27 protein-coding genes are annotated in these 16,942 nt (G+C 65.4%); 4 read left to right on the top strand and 23 right to left on the bottom strand.

All coding sequences use genetic code 11. The annotated features are described in order from the left end of the window. Window positions 1-86 precede the first annotated feature (86 nt). From rplQ to BJ960_RS04930, 7 genes are all read right to left on the bottom strand, one after another. Window positions 87-599: a 50S ribosomal protein L17 gene (gene rplQ, locus BJ960_RS04960; RefSeq protein WP_185986484.1), complete on the bottom strand. Its 513-nt coding sequence runs from the start codon at window positions 597-599 to the stop codon at window positions 87-89. A 44-nt stretch (window positions 600-643) separates the two neighbouring features. Further along, window positions 644-1,630 carry a DNA-directed RNA polymerase subunit alpha gene (locus BJ960_RS04955; RefSeq protein ID WP_042544392.1) on the bottom strand — a complete coding sequence of 329 codons (987 nt, stop codon included), beginning with the start codon at window positions 1,628-1,630 and terminating at the stop codon, window positions 644-646. A 125-nt stretch (window positions 1,631-1,755) separates the two neighbouring features. Next, window positions 1,756-2,154: a 30S ribosomal protein S11 gene (rpsK, locus tag BJ960_RS04950; protein WP_042544393.1), complete on the bottom strand. Its 399-nt coding sequence runs from the start codon at window positions 2,152-2,154 to the stop codon at window positions 1,756-1,758. 47 nt (window positions 2,155-2,201) lie between these two features. After that, the gene (gene rpsM / locus BJ960_RS04945; protein WP_119281502.1) at window positions 2,202-2,570 is read right to left on the bottom strand and encodes a 30S ribosomal protein S13; all 369 of its coding nucleotides are present in this window, start codon (window positions 2,568-2,570) and stop codon (window positions 2,202-2,204) included. Window positions 2,571-2,722: 152 nt separating this feature from the next. Continuing rightward, window positions 2,723-2,839 (bottom strand): 50S ribosomal protein L36, encoded by a 117-nt coding sequence (rpmJ, locus tag BJ960_RS04940; RefSeq protein WP_005050492.1) that lies wholly within the window; start codon window positions 2,837-2,839, stop codon window positions 2,723-2,725. A gap of 80 nt (window positions 2,840-2,919) precedes the next feature. Beyond that, window positions 2,920-3,141: a translation initiation factor IF-1 gene (infA, locus tag BJ960_RS04935; RefSeq protein ID WP_059063343.1), complete on the bottom strand. Its 222-nt coding sequence runs from the start codon at window positions 3,139-3,141 to the stop codon at window positions 2,920-2,922. A 160-nt stretch (window positions 3,142-3,301) separates the two neighbouring features. Beyond that, window positions 3,302-4,729 carry an MFS transporter gene (locus tag BJ960_RS04930; RefSeq protein ID WP_185986483.1) on the bottom strand — a complete coding sequence of 476 codons (1,428 nt, stop codon included), beginning with the start codon at window positions 4,727-4,729 and terminating at the stop codon, window positions 3,302-3,304. Window positions 4,730-4,775: 46 nt separating this feature from the next. Between BJ960_RS04930 and soxR the strand changes: the two genes are divergently transcribed. Next, window positions 4,776-5,255: a redox-sensitive transcriptional activator SoxR gene (gene soxR / locus BJ960_RS04925; protein ID WP_185986482.1), complete on the top strand. Its 480-nt coding sequence runs from the start codon at window positions 4,776-4,778 to the stop codon at window positions 5,253-5,255. Here the strand turns inward: soxR and BJ960_RS04920 are convergent. Next, entirely contained in the window at window positions 5,252-6,757 is a 1,506-nt protein-coding gene (locus BJ960_RS04920) for an FAD-dependent monooxygenase (RefSeq protein WP_185986481.1), read from the bottom strand. The genes soxR and BJ960_RS04920 overlap by 4 nt on opposite strands. A gap of 48 nt (window positions 6,758-6,805) precedes the next feature. Here BJ960_RS04920 and BJ960_RS04915 point away from each other — a divergent pair, with 48 nt between their 5' ends. The 3 genes from BJ960_RS04915 (at window position 6,806) to BJ960_RS04905 (ending at window position 8,823) form a co-directional block, all read left to right on the top strand. Continuing rightward, a complete protein-coding gene (locus tag BJ960_RS04915; protein WP_185986480.1) occupies window positions 6,806-7,372 on the top strand; it encodes a CGNR zinc finger domain-containing protein in 567 nt (188 codons plus the stop codon). 129 nt (window positions 7,373-7,501) lie between these two features. Continuing rightward, a complete protein-coding gene (locus tag BJ960_RS04910) occupies window positions 7,502-8,017 on the top strand; it encodes a YqeB family protein (protein WP_185986479.1) in 516 nt (171 codons plus the stop codon). Further along, on the top strand, window positions 8,014-8,823 hold the full coding sequence (locus tag BJ960_RS04905) for a PaaX family transcriptional regulator (protein WP_185986478.1): 810 nt from the start codon (window positions 8,014-8,016) through the stop codon (window positions 8,821-8,823). Before BJ960_RS04910 ends, BJ960_RS04905 begins: the two co-directional genes overlap by 4 nt. Before the next feature lie 72 nt (window positions 8,824-8,895). Here the strand turns inward: BJ960_RS04905 and map are convergent, their stop codons facing one another. The 15 genes from map to rplP form a co-directional block, all read right to left on the bottom strand. Further along, window positions 8,896-9,738: a type I methionyl aminopeptidase gene (gene map, locus BJ960_RS04900; RefSeq protein ID WP_185986477.1), complete on the bottom strand. Its 843-nt coding sequence runs from the start codon at window positions 9,736-9,738 to the stop codon at window positions 8,896-8,898. 2 nt (window positions 9,739-9,740) lie between these two features. Continuing rightward, window positions 9,741-10,319, bottom strand: coding sequence for an adenylate kinase (locus BJ960_RS04895; RefSeq protein WP_121078612.1), 579 nt, complete (start codon window positions 10,317-10,319; stop codon window positions 9,741-9,743). Next, window positions 10,316-11,641: a preprotein translocase subunit SecY gene (secY, locus tag BJ960_RS04890; RefSeq protein WP_185986476.1), complete on the bottom strand. Its 1,326-nt coding sequence runs from the start codon at window positions 11,639-11,641 to the stop codon at window positions 10,316-10,318. Before secY ends, BJ960_RS04895 begins: the two co-directional genes overlap by 4 nt. A gap of 154 nt (window positions 11,642-11,795) precedes the next feature. Next, on the bottom strand, window positions 11,796-12,257 hold the full coding sequence (gene rplO / locus BJ960_RS04885) for a 50S ribosomal protein L15 (RefSeq protein ID WP_119281512.1): 462 nt from the start codon (window positions 12,255-12,257) through the stop codon (window positions 11,796-11,798). Further along, a complete protein-coding gene (gene rpmD / locus BJ960_RS04880) occupies window positions 12,254-12,442 on the bottom strand; it encodes a 50S ribosomal protein L30 (protein ID WP_119281513.1) in 189 nt (62 codons plus the stop codon). The genes rplO and rpmD overlap by 4 nt, the downstream gene beginning before the upstream one ends. Continuing rightward, the gene (rpsE, locus tag BJ960_RS04875; RefSeq protein ID WP_121078618.1) at window positions 12,442-13,152 is read right to left on the bottom strand and encodes a 30S ribosomal protein S5; all 711 of its coding nucleotides are present in this window, start codon (window positions 13,150-13,152) and stop codon (window positions 12,442-12,444) included. Before rpsE ends, rpmD begins: the two co-directional genes overlap by 1 nt. Continuing rightward, window positions 13,149-13,523 carry a 50S ribosomal protein L18 gene (gene rplR, locus BJ960_RS04870; protein ID WP_185986475.1) on the bottom strand — a complete coding sequence of 125 codons (375 nt, stop codon included), beginning with the start codon at window positions 13,521-13,523 and terminating at the stop codon, window positions 13,149-13,151. The genes rpsE and rplR overlap by 4 nt, the downstream gene beginning before the upstream one ends. A gap of 2 nt (window positions 13,524-13,525) precedes the next feature. Continuing rightward, window positions 13,526-14,062 (bottom strand): 50S ribosomal protein L6, encoded by a 537-nt coding sequence (gene rplF, locus BJ960_RS04865; protein WP_185986474.1) that lies wholly within the window; start codon window positions 14,060-14,062, stop codon window positions 13,526-13,528. 6 nt (window positions 14,063-14,068) lie between these two features. Continuing rightward, complete coding sequence (gene rpsH / locus BJ960_RS04860; RefSeq protein ID WP_121078624.1) at window positions 14,069-14,467, bottom strand: 30S ribosomal protein S8; 399 nt, start codon at window positions 14,465-14,467, stop codon at window positions 14,069-14,071. Window positions 14,468-14,581: 114 nt separating this feature from the next. Then, window positions 14,582-15,160, bottom strand: coding sequence for a 50S ribosomal protein L5 (gene rplE, locus BJ960_RS04855; RefSeq protein WP_121078626.1), 579 nt, complete (start codon window positions 15,158-15,160; stop codon window positions 14,582-14,584). After that, on the bottom strand, window positions 15,160-15,522 hold the full coding sequence (gene rplX / locus BJ960_RS04850) for a 50S ribosomal protein L24 (RefSeq protein ID WP_121078628.1): 363 nt from the start codon (window positions 15,520-15,522) through the stop codon (window positions 15,160-15,162). Before rplX ends, rplE begins: the two co-directional genes overlap by 1 nt. A 4-nt stretch (window positions 15,523-15,526) precedes the next feature. After that, window positions 15,527-15,895: a 50S ribosomal protein L14 gene (rplN, locus tag BJ960_RS04845; protein ID WP_059063306.1), complete on the bottom strand. Its 369-nt coding sequence runs from the start codon at window positions 15,893-15,895 to the stop codon at window positions 15,527-15,529. A 33-nt stretch (window positions 15,896-15,928) separates the two neighbouring features. Next, complete coding sequence (gene rpsQ, locus BJ960_RS04840) at window positions 15,929-16,201, bottom strand: 30S ribosomal protein S17 (RefSeq protein ID WP_119281520.1); 273 nt, start codon at window positions 16,199-16,201, stop codon at window positions 15,929-15,931. Window positions 16,202-16,203: 2 nt separating this feature from the next. Beyond that, entirely contained in the window at window positions 16,204-16,521 is a 318-nt protein-coding gene (rpmC, locus tag BJ960_RS16980) for a 50S ribosomal protein L29 (RefSeq protein WP_119281521.1), read from the bottom strand. After that, on the bottom strand, window positions 16,521-16,940 hold the full coding sequence (gene rplP, locus BJ960_RS04830; RefSeq protein ID WP_119281522.1) for a 50S ribosomal protein L16: 420 nt from the start codon (window positions 16,938-16,940) through the stop codon (window positions 16,521-16,523). Before rplP ends, rpmC begins: the two co-directional genes overlap by 1 nt. Between the last annotated feature and the right edge of the window lie 2 nt (window positions 16,941-16,942).

The following is a 16,942-nucleotide window of genomic DNA, read 5'->3' as shown; positions in this document are numbered from 1 at the left end:
TGCTGCGATGCTTCGGCGCACACGCAGAAACGCCCCGGGGCCGAAGCCACGGGGCGTTTCTGCGTGAAACGAGTGGGGGTTATCCCTTACTCAGCCTTCTCCTCGGCGGGTGCCTCGGTCTCGGCAGCCTCAGCTGCCTCCTCGACGACCTCGGGTGCCTCTTCAGCAGCCTCGGGTGCGTCCTCGACGACCTCTGCAGCCGGAGCGGCAGCGGCCTTCTTCGCCTTCGGCTTCGGCTGGACGGGCTCGAGAACGAGCTCGATCACTGCGAGGGGAGCGTTGTCACCCTTGCGGAAACCGGTCTTGACGATGCGAGTGTAGCCACCCTCGCGGTTCTCGACGAGCGGTGCGATCTCGGTGAAGAGCTCGTGCACAACCGACTTGTCGAGGATCTGGCGCATGACGCGACGGCGAGCGTGGAGATCTCCACGCTTTGCGAAGGTCACGAGGCGCTCTGCGATGGGCTGCAGGCGCTTTGCCTTGGTCTCGGTGGTCTGGATGCGCTTGTGCTCGAAGAGCTGCGCAGCCATCTGGTTGAGCATGAGGCGCTCGTGAGTGGGTCCGCCTCCGAGGCGGGGGCCCTTGGTGGGCTTAGGCATGGTTGTACTCCTGTAAGTGTTCGATCAGCGTTGAAGCCGGATCGTTAGTTAACGTCGTCCTCGTAGCTGTAGAAGTTGGCTCCGTCGAAACCGGGAACCGCGTCCTTGAGCGAGAGGCCCATCTCGGCGAGCTTGTCGCGCACCTCGAAGACGGACTTCTGACCGAAGTTACGAATATTCATGAGCTGGGCTTCCGAGAGCGCAACGAGTTCGCTCACGGAGTTGATGCCCTCACGCTTGAGGCAGTTGTAGCTGCGGACCGACAGGTCGAGATCCTCGATCGGAATCGAGAGCTCGCCCTCGGCGACAACCTCAACCGGCGCGGGGCCGATCTCGACGCCCTCAGCGGCAGTGTTCAGCTCGCGTGCAAGCCCGAACAGCTCGACAAGCGTCGAACCTGCCGACGCGATTGCGTCGCGGGGGCTGATGGCGGGCTTCGACTCGACGTCGACCACCAGGCGGTCGAAGTCGGTGCGCTCGCCGGCACGAGTTGCCTCGACACGGTAGGTCACCTTGAGTACGGGCGAGTAGATCGAGTCGACCGGAATACGGCCGACCTCTGCGTCGTCGTTACGGTTCTGCGCTGCAGAAACGTAGCCACGGCCGCGCTCAATGGTGAGCTCAAGCTCGAACTGTGCGTCGTCGCCAAGGGTCGCGATGACCAGCTCGGGGTTGTGCACCTCAACGCCGGCCGGCGCGGAGATGTCAGCGGCAGTAACCTCGCCTGCCCCGGTCTTGCGAAGGTACGCGGTGATCGGCTCGTCGTGCTCGCTCGAAACAACGAGGCCCTTGATGTTCAGGATGATCTCGGTGACGTCTTCAGTGACACCGGGGATCGTCGTGAACTCGTGAGCGACGCCCTCGAAGCGGACGCTGGTGACAGCGGCTCCGGGGATCGAGGAGAGCAGGGTACGACGGAGCGAGTTTCCAAGCGTGTAACCGAAGCCAGGCTCGAGGGGCTCGATGGTGAAGCGCGAGCGGTACTCGGAGATTGAATCTTCGGTCAGAGTGGGGCGCTGTGCAATGAGCACTGTGTTAGTTCCTTTCGCTGGAGTCCGCTATATGACTCTGCGGTAAAGAGGGTGTTGGGAACGTACCGGTTCTCGCGTGAGGAGAGCCGGTGTCGCGCCGGCCGGAGCCGGCGCGACAGTGAGGCTCAGACGCGGCGGCGCTTCGGCGGGCGGCAGCCGTTGTGGGTCTGCGGGGTGACGTCGTTGATCGAGCCAACCTCGAGGCCTGCGGCCTGCAGCGAGCGGATCGCGGTCTCACGACCCGAACCGGGGCCCTTCACGAAGACGTCAACCTTCTTCATGCCGTGCTCCTGCGCCTTGCGGGCGACGGACTCTGCGGCGAGCTGAGCGGCGAACGGGGTCGACTTACGCGAACCCTTGAAGCCAACTCCACCCGAGGAAGCCCAGGTCAGCACGGCACCGGTGGTGTCCGTGATCGAGATGATCGTGTTGTTGAACGTCGACTTGATGTGGGCGTGGCCCACGGCGATGTTCTTCTTGTCCTTGCGGCGCGGCTTGCGCGCTGCCGACTTAGGTGCAGCCATTGAGAATTCTCCTGAAAGCTATGTGTGATGGTCGGTGTGAACCGGTGTTACTTCTTCTTACCGGCGACGGTACGCTTCGGGCCCTTACGGGTACGAGCGTTCGTCTTGGTGCGCTGACCATGCACAGGCATGCCCCGGCGGTGGCGAATACCCTGGTAGCTGCCGATCTCAACCTTGCGGCGGATGTCGGCCTGGACCTCACGGCGGAGGTCACCCTCAACCTTGAAGTTGCCCTCAATGTGGTCGCGGAGCAGAACGAGCTGGTCGTCACTGAGGTCGCGAACACGGGTGTTCCCGTCGATGCCAGTCGCCTCGAGCGTCTTGAGTGCGCTCGTGCGGCCGACGCCATAGATGTAGGTGAGCGCGATCTCTACGCGCTTTTCGCGCGGGATGTCTACGCCTGCAATACGTGCCATGTCTGGCTCTCCTTGCGGATTAGTGGAGGTGTGGTGCGCATCGTGGGATCAGGCCTCCGACCCGAGGTGTCTCCCCGCCACACAAGCGGCGGGGTTCTTCGATGCGCTGTTTCTATTTTGATTTATTTGATCTGCGAGCAGCAGCGGGCAGGTTAGCCCTGGCGCTGCTTGTGACGCGGGTTGCTCTTGCAGATCACCATGACGCGGCCGTGGCGGCGGATCACCTTGCAGTGATCGCAGATGGGCTTAACGCTGGGGTTGACCTTCATTGTTTTTCCTTTAGCGGGTTCGCTGTCCTCGTACTCACGGGGTGCCGCGAGTCGTTACTTTCCGATGGACGTGCGCAGGTCTACTTGTAACGGTAGACGATGCGACCGCGGGTCAGATCGTACGGGGTCAGCTCCACGATCACGCGGTCCCCTGGAAGGATGCGGATGTAGTGCTGACGCATTTTGCCCGAGATGTGCGCGAGCACCTTGTGGCCGTTTGTAAGCTCTACCCGGAACTGTGCGTTCGGGAGCGCCTCAGCTACCTGGCCCTCGATCTCGATGACGCCGTCTTTCTTCGCCATAGCCTCACTGTCGCTCGTGTTGATTCACCGGTCTTGCGAATGCTTCCCCCCGGTTTTCGCGATCACGAAAACAGGCACAAAGCACCAACGAGTAATCATATCCCCGATTCCCCTCGCTGTCTACCTCTCTGCCGCAGACGCCCGGGAGCCGCCGGCCTCCTTAGCGTGGACGGCGGGCGGCACGGAGCAGCATGATCCCTGGCACGACCCCGATCCCCGTCATGATGGCGAGACCTGCGGAGATCCGTTCGGCCGTCGCGACAAGGTCGCCGTCGGCTCCGGCCGCAAAGACGCCGAGCAGCGCCGAGACAAGCGCGTACGCGATGAGCTGTGTCGTGCTCAGCGCGGCGGCGGCCTTCTCACCTTCGGCTCCGTCGGCGCTCGCCCCCATCGCCGCCACGCTGAGGTGCGGGAACACGGCGCCGATCGCGACCCCGCCGAGCAGCAACGCGACGGCCCACGCGACAACCCTGCCGGTGCTCGCAGCTGGCGCCTGCAGCAGGCCGTACGCTGCCATCGACAGCGCGAGCAGGACCGGGGCACCGACCATCGCTGCGCGCGCGAGCCGTGGCCCGAAGCGCACGCTCACGAGCTGCATCCCGGTCCATCCGAGCGACAGCGCCGCACCGAGGAACCCGGCCCACACCGGCGTCAGCCCTGCGAGCTGCTGGCCGAACAGCGGCACGTAGGTCTCGACCATGACCCCGGCACAGAGCGTCGCGACGAGGAGGTACACCCACTTGAGCGGGTTTCCGCGCACGAAAGCGAGCCGAGGCAGCACCGTATGCCGCGCGCGGGACTCCACAGCAAGAAACAGCACGAGCAGGAGCACACCGACAAGGATTGCCACGAGATCGAGCCCCGCCGCGCGGAGCATGGGCGCGACGCTGAAGGCCGCTGCGGCGGCGACGAGCGCAAGCAGCGACCCGTAGGGCACCGGCTCCGGCGCGCGGCCGCCCCGCACGCGGGCTGGGAGCGCCCGTATGCTGAGCAGCGCGAGCAGGACGGCGACGCCGGCGAGCACCGCGTAGGCCGCTCGCCACGCTCCGAGCTGCCCAAAGACGCCCCCGAGACTCGGCCCAACAAGCGCCCCAACGCCCCACATCGCGGAGACGAGCGCCGAGGCCTTGAGCCACAGCCGCTGCGGCAGCGCCGACCGGATCACCGCGTAGCCAAGCCCCGCGAGCAGACCACCGCCGACGCCCTGGAGTACGCGGCTCGCGACGAAGATCCCCATGGTGCCGCTGACCGCGGCCGCGACGGATCCGAGCGCAAATCCGCCGAAGCCAACGAGGTACGCTCCCCTGGCCCCGAGCGCGGTGATCGCGCGCGCAACAAGCGTCGACGCGATCACCGCCGCGACGAGAAAGCCGGTGGCCACCCACGCGAACAGCCGCTGTCCACCAATGCTCGCGACGATTGAGGGCATGAGCGCCGCCGTGAAATAGAGGTTCATCGCGTACAGCACGGTGCCTCCTGCGAGGACCAGTGCTGGCACGATGTGGTCGCCAGAGAAGAGGCCGGCAGCGCGCGCCTCACTCGGTTCTTTCGGTTCGCGCGGGTTCACGTTCGTTGCATTCTCAGTCACGCAGGTTAGCCTAGAAGTTCAAGTTAACTTGAAGTCAAGGGGCGCCATGGAACGCAAGACTCCCACCGATCACCTCACCATCGGGGAGGTCGCTGCACGTGCCGGCATCGCGACCTCAGCGATCCGCTTCTACGAGCAGGAGGGGCTCATCACCTCGGTGCGCACCGCCGGCAACCAGCGACGCTATCCCCGCCACACGCTGCGCAGGCTCTCGATCATCGGCTACGCAAAGCGCCTCGGCATCCCGCTCACCGAGGTTGCCGCGGTGTTTGAGACCCTCCCAGCAGACCGAATGCCGAGCAAGCGTGACTGGATGCGCATCTCCGCCCGCTGGGCAGCGCTCCTTGACGAGCGCAAGCGGCGCATCGAGGCGCTCCAGCAGGAGCTTTCGGCCTGCATTGGGTGCGGCTGCCTCTCGCTCAGCAGTTGCAACGCACTGAACCCCGGCGACGTCCTCGCCGAACAGGGTTCCGGCCCGGTGCGACTCGAGGAAGCCGCGGAGGGCGGGGCGCCTGCGGGCCGCTAGCGTCGCAGCATCGCCCCGAGTGCTTGGTTGAGCCAGCCGACGGGCTCGGCCGCTGCCGCACGCGCAGCGACCACCCCGTCCGGGCGCACAAGCAGCGCCTCACCTGGCGCGAGTTCGGCGCGCTTCAGGAGCGCGGCTGACGCCCACTCCCCCTCGGTCAGCGAGACAACCGGAAGCTCGAGGTGGGACGCGGGAGCGAGCGAGCCGACGGCCTCCGCCCAGCGTGCAACGCCGCCCGCGATCAGCAGCCTGGCACGTCCCCACTCGATGTCGAGCACTGAGCCGCCACCGTCGAGGTCAGCGTGTGGCAGCCGACGTCCCGGCGTTGCGGCCGGCGCATACGCGCCTTCGGGAAGGACTGGCGCCGGGGCGTATCCAGTTCCCAACAGCAGCTCGTCCTCGATCCCGTATGCCCGGCCGGCGTTGCCGCGCGAGCGCGCAACGACCGCGACCGCGACGGCTCGGCGCTCTGCCGTGTAGGTGTCGAGCAGGGCGCCGCCCGCCCGGCCCTGGATCACCGCAGCGAGCTGCCACGCGAGCGTCTGTGCGTCGGCAATGCCGACGTTCATGCCGTGGCCGCCCGTCGGCGGGGTCTGGTGAGCCGAGTCGCCCGCGAGCAGGAGGCGGCCCGCGCGGAACGAGTCGGCGACGCAGGCGTCCATGCGCCAGAGCATCGTGTCCGTGATTTCCACTGCGAGCTCCGGAATGCCGGCGGCATCGCGGACGAGCCCGACCAGCCGCGGCACGTCGTGTCGCAGCGCCTCGGAGTCAACACCCTCGGCGATTGGGTACTGGTAGATCCATTCGGTGTCGTTGTCGACTGCGAGAAACCCACCCTTGCCCCCTGAGATGAAATAAGACGTCGCCTCGCGCCCCCGCACGGTCGCGCCGAGCGGCGCGCGGAAGCGGACGGAGAGAAAGCGGCCGAGATCCTGATCGCCCGAAAGCGAGATCCCCGCGCGCTCTCGGACGATACTGCGCGAGCCGTCACACCCGACGACCCAGTCGGCGGTGAGCGTACGCAGCCCAGCACCGCCGTCGACTGAGACCTCGACCCCGTGCTCGGTTTCAGCAACATCGGTCACCCTCGCCCCGAATATCAGGTCCGCTCCGGCCGCGCGCGCCGCGTCGGCGAGCACGGGCTCGAGCCGGTCCTGAGAACACAACGCGCCCGGTGAGGGCGTGTTCGCCGACCCCTCGGCAGGATCGGCCGCGCCAGTTATCAGCTCCGCAGCGGCGTCCACGAGACTGTCGCCGCGGAAGAACCGTACGTGCTCGGAAGGCAGGGACGCCGCCCGGACCGCCCCCTCGATTCCGAGCCCGCGGTAGGTCTCCATTGAGCTCGCAGCGACGCCTCGGGCCTTCGGGTGGCGCGACAACCCCGGGTGAGCTTCGAGCACCAGCACGTCAACACCGGCCCGACGCAGCAGCAGTGCGAGCGTAAGCCCGACGGGGCCCGCCCCAACGATGATGACCTCGCGATGCGTTGTGGTTTCCTGCATAGCGCCCTCCGTAACGTCTATTTCCGCTTTAGACGTTACCCTATACACATGCCAGTTCGCGCCACCTTCGCCACAGACCCCACTCGCCCGCTCGGACTCCGATTCCTCGCCGACGCGGTCAACGCACCTGACCTGACCGCCGCCTGGCCTCAGCTCGCCACGACCCACGGCGCCCCCGAACTCGCCCAGCTCACCACGGACGCGCACGCGGGAGACGCAGCAACGCTCGCGTCCGCCGTCGCCGCGCTCCGCGCAGTATTTCGGGAACAGGATCCCCACGCGGCCGCTCACGCCCTGAACGCGCTCATGGCGTCCGACCCCGCCCCCACAGCACTCGCCGAGCTCCCCGACGGCCGCTGGGCGCTCCGACCCGCACTGACCACCGCGCCGAGCGCCGCGCAGGCGCTCACCCGACTCGGCGCCTTCGCCCTCGCCGGCTGGCTCGCGGAGCGCGGCCGCTGCGCGTGGGGCGTGTGCGCGGCCGCCACCTGCAACAACGTGTTCATCGACGAAGGGCGACGCGCCCCGCAGCGATTCTGCAGTACGACCTGCGCGACGCGAACGCGCGTGGCGCAGCACCGGGCGTCCGCGACTGCCGCCAACGTTCCGCAGTGAGCGCGGAGGTCGCCCCGCGGCCCCGCCCCAACCCCAACCCCAACCCCAACCCCAACCCCAACCCCAACCCCAACCCCAAATCTATCGCTAATGATACGATCGTTTCGTGAACGATAACTTGGAACTGACATGACGACCGGTCAGCAGAGCGGCGACGCGACAACGCTCAAGATGACACCCCGCACCAAGCTGCTCGTCTGGGCGGTGCTCGGCGCGGCCGGCGTCGGGCTTGGTGTCGCACTCCCCTGGCTCCTCCAACACGCCGCATCGTGGCCCATCCCCTACTTCACCGTGCTGGAGGCCATCGGCTCAATCGACTCGCCCCTCATGGTGATCGGCCGGCCCGCCGCACTCGGCCTCGTCGGTCTCACCATCGCGTTCTTCATCACCCACGAGGCCGCAACGCTGGTCCTCACCGATGAGGAGATCACTGTCACCGAGGGCGACGACACCCGCATCATCGAGCGCGGCCAGGTCGGCGGCGTGTATGCGAGGGGCGGCAAGGTGCGAATCGAGTCCCCCGAGGGGCGGATCCTGTTTCACGACGACGTCGAGGGCGGCAAGCTCGCGATCGCCGCCGCGTTCCGGCGCCACGGGTACCCATGGGAGTCCATCGAGCGCGACCCTAAGGCGGCTGCGAGGTGAAGCCACCCCTCATCTCTGTGTCCGCCCGCACGCTCATCGAGGGATCGTTTGACGCGGCTGGCGCGGCGCAGCTCGCGGCCGTCTACGACGTCGGCCTGGCCCTCGGGATCCCCGAACAGACGGTGCGCCTCACGCTGCGTCGCATGCAGTCCGCCGGCGAGCTCACGCAGGTCGGCAGGGGTCGCGCCGGGAGGATCGAGCGGACCTCAGACGCGCGCGCCCGGTCGCGCCGGGATGGCGCACTCGTCGCGTTTGCATTCGCACAGGACGCAGGCGCCGCGCCATGGGATGGGGCCTGGCACCTGTACGCCTTTTCGGTGCCAGAGCCCGCACGTGCGGAGCGCGATGCGCTTCGGGCCGCGCTCACCTGGCTCGGGGCAGCGCCCGTCGTCGCCGGAATGTACGTGAGCCCGCACGAGCTCTCCGAAGAACTTGCCGGAGCGGTCGCGCCCAGCATCCTCGACCGGTGGCTTGTACGAGGCACGACCGCGGATCTCGCCATTCCTGGAGCCAGCACACCACGGCAGATCGCGGAGGCACTGTGGCCCGCCGAGGCGACGCTCGCCGCGTACGCTCCTCTCGCGAAGGTGCTCGCGGTCCCGGCGGCTAGCCCTCTCGATGGGGTCGCCGCGACGGCGCGCGCACTGCAGCTCTCCGAGGGCCTCGACCGGGCCCTCGCCGTTGACCCCCTGCTTCCCGGCGAGCTTCGCGACTCCAGCTGGCAGCCGCGGCGCCTTCGGGACGCGTTCGCCGCGGAATGGGCGGCGCTACAACGCGGGTGGCCCGCGCTGCCCGTCTTCAGCTAGCGCGTCACGTGAGAACGGCTGAGCGCCGCTACCCAATGGGTGGCGGCGCTCAGCCGTAGCACAGGTCGGGCGCTAGGCGATCGGGGTCGGGGTGATCCCGAACTGGGCGAGTCCTGCGGCTCCCCCGTCCGGTGCGGTCAGCACCCAGATGCCGCCCTCGTGAATGGCGACCGAGTGTTCCCACTGGGCGCTCATCGCGCCGTCGGCGATGGACACTGTCCAGTCATCGTCCTGGACGACAGTGTCGATCGTGCCGGCCGAGATGATCGGCTCGATGGCAACGACGAGCCCGGGCTTGACCTCGGGACCGCGCTTCGGCACCGCGACGTTGAACACGGGCGGATCCTCGTGCATGCTCCGGCCAATGCCGTGACCGATGTAGTCCTCGAGCACGCCGTAGTCGCTGTGCTTGCGCACGTAGTTCTGGACCGCCTCGCCGACCTCGTTGAGGTGCGTCGCGCGCGCGAGCCGCGCGATCCCCTGCCACATGGCCTGCTCGGTGACGTGCGAAAGCTTTTCGTTCGACTCGGTGAGCTCCGGCCGCGCGGGATCGGGAATGACCGCGGTGAATGCGGCGTCGCTGTGCCAGCCGCCGATAACGGCGCCGACGTCGAGCGAGACGATGTCGCCAGGCTCAAGCGGCCTGTCCGTCGGGATCGCGTGGACCACATCGGCGTTCACGTTTGCGCAGATGGTGTGGCGATACCCGGGTTCGAGCATGAAGTTCGGTTCACCGCCGCGCGCACGAATCGCCGCCTCGGCGATCGCGTCGAGCTCGAGCGTGGTGATCCCTGGCTTCACGGCTGCACGCATCGCAGCGAGAGCGTCGACCGCGGCGAGCCCGGGCTCAATCATGAGCCTGAGCTGCGCCGGCGACTTGTAAATCGAACGGCGGAGGAACCCGCGACGCGACATTCCTAGCGGCCCAGCTTTGCGCTGAGGGCGCCAGCGATGCGCTCGGCGACCTCGTCGATGCCGCCCAGGCCGTCGACGCTCACGAGGATCCCACGCTTCGTGAAGAGCTCGATGAGCGGCGCGGTCTGCTCTGCGTAGATGTCCTGGCGGTGACGAATGACCTCTTCGGTATCGTCGGCGCGACCCTCGATCTCCGCGCGCTTCAACAGTCGCGCGACGACCTCGTCCGTGTCGGCCTCGAGCAGCACGACCGCGTCGAGCGCGTCGCCCTCGAGCATGCCGTCGAGCGCCTCGACCTGCTCAACATTGCGCGGGTACCCGTCGAGCAGGAATCCGCCAGCCGCGTCGTCCTGCTGCAGGCGATCCTGAACGATCTCGTTCGTCAGCGAGTCGGGAACGAGCTCGCCCGACTCGATGATTGCCTGCACGCGCTGGCCAAGCTCGGTGCCGCCCTTGATGTTCGCGCGGAAGATGTCCCCCGTCGAAATCGCAGGGATGCCGTACGCTTCGGCGATCTTGGACGCCTGGGTGCCCTTGCCCGCACCGGGAGGGCCAATGATGAGAAGTCGAGTTACTGTCACTTGAGAAGTCCTTCGTAGTGGCGCTGCTGGAGCTGAGCGTCAATCTGCTTGACAGTCTCAAGTCCAACGCCAACGATAATCAGGATCGACGCGCCGCCGAACGGGAAGTTCTGGTTTGCGCCGAAGAACGAGAGCGCCACGAGGGGAAGCAGCGCGATGATGCCGAGGTAGAGCGAGCCTGCGCTGGTGATGCGCGTCAGCACGTAGTTCAGGTACTCGGCGGTCGGGCGGCCGGCACGGATGCCAGGGATGAAGCCCGAGTACTTCTTCATGTTGTCCGCAACCTCTTCAGGGTTGAAGGTGATCTGGACGTAGAAGAAGGTGAACCCGATGACGAGCAGGAAGAACACGAGCATGTACAGCGGCTGATCGCCGTACACCAGGTTGTTCTGCACCCACACGATCCATGCGGCGGGCTCCTCGCCAGCCTTCGGCTGGTTGAACTGCGCAATGAGCATCGGGAGGTAGAGGATCGCCGAGGCGAAGATCACCGGGATCACGCCGGCCATGTTCACCTTGATCGGAATGTACGTGCTCGAACCGCCATAGGTGCGGCGTCCGACAACGCGCTTCGCGTACTGCACCGGGATACGGCGCTGGGACTGCTCGACGAACACGACAGCGCCAATGACGACCATGCCGACGAGAATAACGAAGAAGAAGACCTCCCAGCCGCGCTGCTCCTTGATGACCCAGAGGGCACCCGGGAAGCTCGCGGCGATCGAGGTGAAGATGAGAAGCGACATGCCGTTGCCGACGCCGCGCTCGGTGATGAGCTCACCGAACCACATGATGAGGCCGGTGCCGGCGGTCATCGTGATGATCATGATGAGGATCGCCCACCACTCCTGCGCGACGAGGTTCTGGCAGGCCTGGTTGACGGCTGAGCCGAAGAGCTGGCCCGAACGCGCGACCGTGATGAGCGTCGTCGACTGCAGCACTGCAAGCGCGATCGTCAAGTAACGGGTGTACTGCGTGAGCTTCGCCTGGCCCGCCTGGCCCTCCTTGTGGAGAGTCTCGAAGTGCGGAATGACCACGCGCAGGAGCTGCGTGATGATCGACGCAGTAATGTACGGCATGATGCCGAGCGCGAAGATCGAAAGCTGCAGGAGTGCGCCGCCGCTAAAGAGGTTGACCATGTCGTAGAGACCGGCGGTACCGTCGCCCTTGTTCGAGGCAAGGCAGGCCTGGACGTTGTTGAAGTCAACAAACGGCGTAGGGATAAACGAACCGAGCCGGAACAGTGCGACGATTCCGAGCGTAAAAACGATCTTCCGACGGAGGTCGGGGGTACGGAAGATCCGTCCAATGGCGCTGAACAAAACTTAGCCTCCTGGATAGTTCGCAGGCGAGTGCCTGCGAGGAGCAACTAGACCAGCCTACACGTGCGATGCGTGCTGGTGAACGAAAAGGGGGTGTTGGGGAGCCAAACGTGCTCCCCAACACCCCCATATTCACCCGAGTGAAACTCGGATGTTACTTCACTTCACCGCCAGCGGCGACAATCTTCTCGGCTGCAGAGCCGGAGACCTTGTCGACCTGAACGGAGAGCTTGACCTTCAGGTCACCGTTGCCCAGCACCTTGACGGGCTGGTTCTTGCGCACGGCACCCTTTGCGACGAGATCCTCGATCGTGACCTCGCCACCGTTCGGGTACAGCTCTTCGAGCTTGGCGACGTTCACAACCTGGTACTCGGTGCGGAACGGGTTCTTGAACCCGCGCAGCTTCGGGGTACGCATGTGCAGTGGCATCTGGCCACCCTCGAAGCCAGCCTTGACCTGGTAGCGCGCCTTGGTGCCCTTGGTGCCGCGACCAGCGGTCTTACCCTTGGACGCCTCACCACGACCAACGCGGGTCTTAGCAGTCTTCGAACCAGCAGCCGGGCGAAGGTGGTGTGCCTTCAGCACGGCGCCGCGCTCTTCGTTGTTCTCGCTCATTCGTCGATCTCCTCAACCTGGACCAGGTGAGCAACCGCACGGACGTAGCCGCGGTTCGCCTGGGTGTCCTCGCGAACGACCGTCTGGCCGATCTTGCGGAGACCAAGGCTGCGCAGCGTGTCGCGCTGGTTCTGCTTCTCACTGATCACGGACTTCGTCTGCGTAATCTTCAGGCTCTTAGCCATTACGCACCTGCCTTTGCCTTAGCGGCAGCGTCGGCCGCAGCCTTCGCCTCAGCGCGCACGAGGCGAGCCGGAGCGACGCGGTCGAAGTCGAGACCACGACGAGCTGCGACGGAGCGGGGCTCCTCGAGCTGACGCAGCGCCTCAACGGTCGCATGCACGATGTTCAGGGTGTTCGACGAGCCGAGCGACTTGCTCAGGACGTCGTGGATGCCAGCGCACTCGAGTACGGCGCGAACCGGGCCACCGGCGATAACACCGGTACCAGCAGCTGCCGGACGGAGAAGAACGACGCCGGCTGCGGCCTCGCCCTGCACCGGGTGCGGGATCGTGCTGCCGACGCGCGGCACGCGGAAGAAGTTCTTCTTCGCCTCTTCGACGCCCTTCGAGATTGCGAGGGGAACTTCCTTCGCCTTCCCGTAGCCGACGCCGACGGTGCCGTTGCCATCGCCAACCACGACGAGCGCGGTGAAGCTGAAGCGACGGCCGCCCTTGACGACCTTCGACACGCGGTTGATGGTTACGACGCGCTCGAGGAACTGGCTCTCGGCGCGGTCGCGGCCGCCGCCACGCTCGCCACGGGTGCCGCGGTCGCGGCTACCGCGACGCTGCTCACGGGGCTCGTTGCGGTGATCGCTGTTCTGCGCCTCAGCGGCCGGAGCCTCTGTCTGAGCCTCAGCAGTCACTTCCTGCTCCTTCGTTTCGTTGCTCACAGTGTCAGACCTCCCTCGCGAGCGCCCTCGGCGATCGCAGCGACACGGCCTGCGTACTTGCTACCGCCACGGTCGAAGACAACAGCCTCGACACCAGCAGCCTTTGCACGCTCTGCGACGAGCTCGCCGACCTTGCGGGCCTTAGCGGTCTTGTCACCGTCGAATGCACGGAGATCTGCTTCCATCGTCGACGCCGATGCCACGGTGTGGCCCTTCGAGTCGTCGATGACCTGCACGAATACGTGGCGCGACGAGCGGGTCACCGAGAGACGGGGACGCAGTTCGGTGCCGACAATCTTCTTGCGCAGACGGGCGTGGCGGCGAACGCGCGCAGCCGAACGACCCTTTGCACGGGTGATGTTAGCGGCCATGGTTACTTACCAGCCTTTCCAGCCTTGCGACGAACAACCTCGTCAGCGTAACGAATGCCCTTGCCCTTGTAGGGTTCCGGCTTCTTCAGCTTGCGGATGTTCGCTGCGGCCTCACCGACTGCCTGCTTCGAGATGCCGCTGACGGTGATCTTGTTGGCGCCCTCGACGACGAGCGTGATGCCCTCAGGAGCGGTGAACGACACGGGGTGCGAGAAGCCGAGTGCGAGCTCGAGGTCCGCGCCCTTCTGCTGCACACGGTAGCCGGTGCCAACAACCTCGAGCTGCTTAGCGTAGCCCTCGGTCACACCAATGATGTTGTTGTTGATGAGCGTACGGCTCAGGCCGTGCAGCGCTCGGGACTCGCGCTCGTCGTTGGGACGGGTGACCAGGATCTGGCCGTCCTCGACTGCGACGCGAATGGGCTCTGCGACGACGAGCGACAGCTCACCCTTCGAACCCTTGACCGTGACCTGCTGGCCATCGATCTTGACATCTACACCGCCGGGGATGGCGATGGGAAGCTTTCCAATACGTGACATGACGGCTTACCACACGTAGGCCAGCACTTCGCCGCCCACGCCCTTCTGCTCGGCCTCGCGGTCCGTGAGGAGCCCCGAAGAGGTGGACAGGATCGCAATGCCGAGGCCACCGAGCACGCTCGGAATCTCAGCCGAGCCCGCGTACACGCGGAGGCCGGGCTTCGAGACGCGCTTGAGGCCCTCGATCGAAGCCTCGCGGTTCGGTCCGTACTTCAGCGTCATGGTGAGGGTCGTGCCGACGCGAGCCGCCTCGACCTTCCAGTCGCTGATGTAGCCCTCACGCTTGAGGATCTCGGCGATCCGCTCCTTCAGCTTTGAGCCGGGAAGCGAAACGTCGTCATGATGTGCGCTATTAGCGTTGCGCAACCGGGTAAGCATGTCTGCTACCGGATCAGTCATCGTCATGATTGACTCTTTCTTTCTCGCCTGGTTTCACGACCCGTTACACGGGTCGCGACCTGGGTGACACGCGAACGGGGTACCCGGGGAGGCCCCGGGCACCCTATCCGCTTGGACTATTTAGTTGTCGGCCTTGAACGGGAAGCCGAGCGCCTTCAACAGCGCGCGACCCTCGTCGTCAGTCTTTGCGGTGGTGACAATGGTGATGTCAAAACCACGCACGCGATCAATCTTATCCTGATCGATCTCGTGGAACACACTCTGCTCGGTCAAACCGAACGTGTAGTTGCCCGCACCGTCGAACTGCTGGTCCGAAAGTCCGCGGAAATCGCGGATACGGGGCAGTGCGAGGTTCACGAGACGATCAAGGAATTCCCAGGCACGATCGCCACGGAGAGTGACGTGCGCGCCGATGGCCTGACCCTCACGCAGCTTGAACTGCGCGATGGACTTGCGGGCCAGGGTGACCTTGGGCTTCTGACCGGTGATCTTGACGAGGTCTGCAATCGCACCCTCGATCACCTTGCTGTCACGAGCTGCCTCGCCGACGCCAGTGTTCACGACGATCTTCACGAGACCGGGAACCTGCATGACGTTTGCGTAGGAGAACTCTTCACGGAGTGCCGGGACGATTTCGCCGCGGTACTTCTGCTTCAAGCGAGGCTGGATTTTGCCAGCCGCTACAGCAGCTTCAGACATTAGAGGTCCTTCCCAGACGACTTCGCGTAACGCACGCGAACCGTCTTCTTCTTGCCGTCCTTCTCAACCTCTTCGACGCGGAAGCCAACGCGAGTGGGCTTCTTGGTCGAGGGGTCAACGACAGCAACGTTCGACACGTGGATGGGAGCCTCAACGGTCTCGATGCCACCCTCCTTCGTCCCGCGGTCGGACTGGCCGACGCGGACGTGCTTGGTGACGTAGTTCACGCCTTCGACGACCAGGCGGTCGGTCTCGGTGAGAACTTCGAGAACACGACCCTGCTTGCCACGGTATCCACCGCGCTCCTGGGTCGGGCCCGAGATGACCTCTACGAGGTCACCCTTCTTGATCTTTGCAGCCATAGGACTAGATCACCTCCGGTGCGAGCGAGACGATCTTCATGAACTTCTTGTCGCGAAGCTCACGGCCAACCGGTCCGAAGATACGGGTGCCGCGGGGCTCCCCGTCTGCCTTCAGGATGACGGCGGCGTTCTCGTCGAAGCTGATGTACGAACCGTCAACGCGACGGGTCGACTTGCGGGTACGAACGATGACGGCCTTGACGACCTCACCCTTCTTGACGTTGCCGCCGGGGATCGCGTCCTTCACGGTCGCGACGATGGTGTCGCCGAGACCTGCGTAACGACGTCCTGAGCCCCCGAGGACACGGATGGTAAGCAACTCCTTGGCGCCGGTGTTATCGGCAACCTTGAGTCGGGATTCCTGCTGAATCACTTGCTACTCCTTCAGTCAGTAAGCGCGGGGCGCTTACTTCGCCTTCTCGAGGATCTCGACCAGACGCCAGCGCTTCGAAGCGCTGAGCGGGCGGGTCTCGTGGATGAGTACGAGATCGCCGATGCCGGCGGTGTTCTGCTCGTCGTGGGCCTTCACCTTCGATGAGCGACGCATGACCTTGCCGTAGAGCGGGTGCTTCACGCGATCCTCGACCTCAACGACGATGGTCTTATCCATCTTGTCGCTGACGACGTAGCCACGGCGCGCCTTGCGATACGGTCGCTGTTCCTTCTCGACCTCAGCCATTCTTAGGCCTCCTTCGTCTCAGCGGCGGCGGGCGCCTGCTCGGTCTTCTTGGTGGACGACTTCTTCGCAGAAGCCTTCTTCGCGGGCTCGGCGGCCGGGGTGACCCGAATGCCGAGCTCGCGCTCGCGGAGCACGGTGTAGATGCGAGCGATGTCGCGCTTCACCTGACGTACGCGCCCGTGGTTCTCAAGCTGGCCGGTGGCCGACTGGAAACGCAGGTTGAAGAGCTCGGCCTTAGCCTTCTTCAGCTCCTCCGCGAGACGCTCGTTTTCGAAGCTGTCAAGCTCGGTGACAGCCAGTTCCTTGGTTCCGATCGCCATTACGCGTCGCCCTCCTCGCGCTTAATAATGCGGGCCTTGAGGGGCAGCTTGTGGATGGCACGGGTCAGTGCCTCACGCGCGAGCTCCTCATCGACACCGGCGACCTCGAAGAGGACGCGGCCCGGCTTGACATTCGCAACCCACCACTCGGGTGAGCCCTTACCGGAACCCATGCGGGTTTCAGCGGGCTTCTTGGTCAGCGGACGGTCAGGGTAGATGTTGATCCACACCTTGCCGCCACGCTTGATGTGACGCGTCATGGCGATACGAGCGGACTCGATCTGACGGTTCGTCACGTAAGCGGGGCTGAGCGCCTGAATACCGAACTCACCGAAGGTGACAGTGTTGCCACCCTTGGACTGACCGCTGCGGCTCGGGTGATGCTGCTTGCGGTACTTGACTCGACGGGGAATCAGCATTG

It is taken from the genome of Leucobacter aridicollis (assembly GCF_013409595.1).
Lineage (GTDB): Bacteria > Actinomycetota > Actinomycetes > Actinomycetales > Microbacteriaceae > Leucobacter > Leucobacter aridicollis.
The sequence above is the reverse complement of the archived record's forward strand: the minus strand, read 5'-3'. Positions and strand labels throughout refer to the sequence as shown.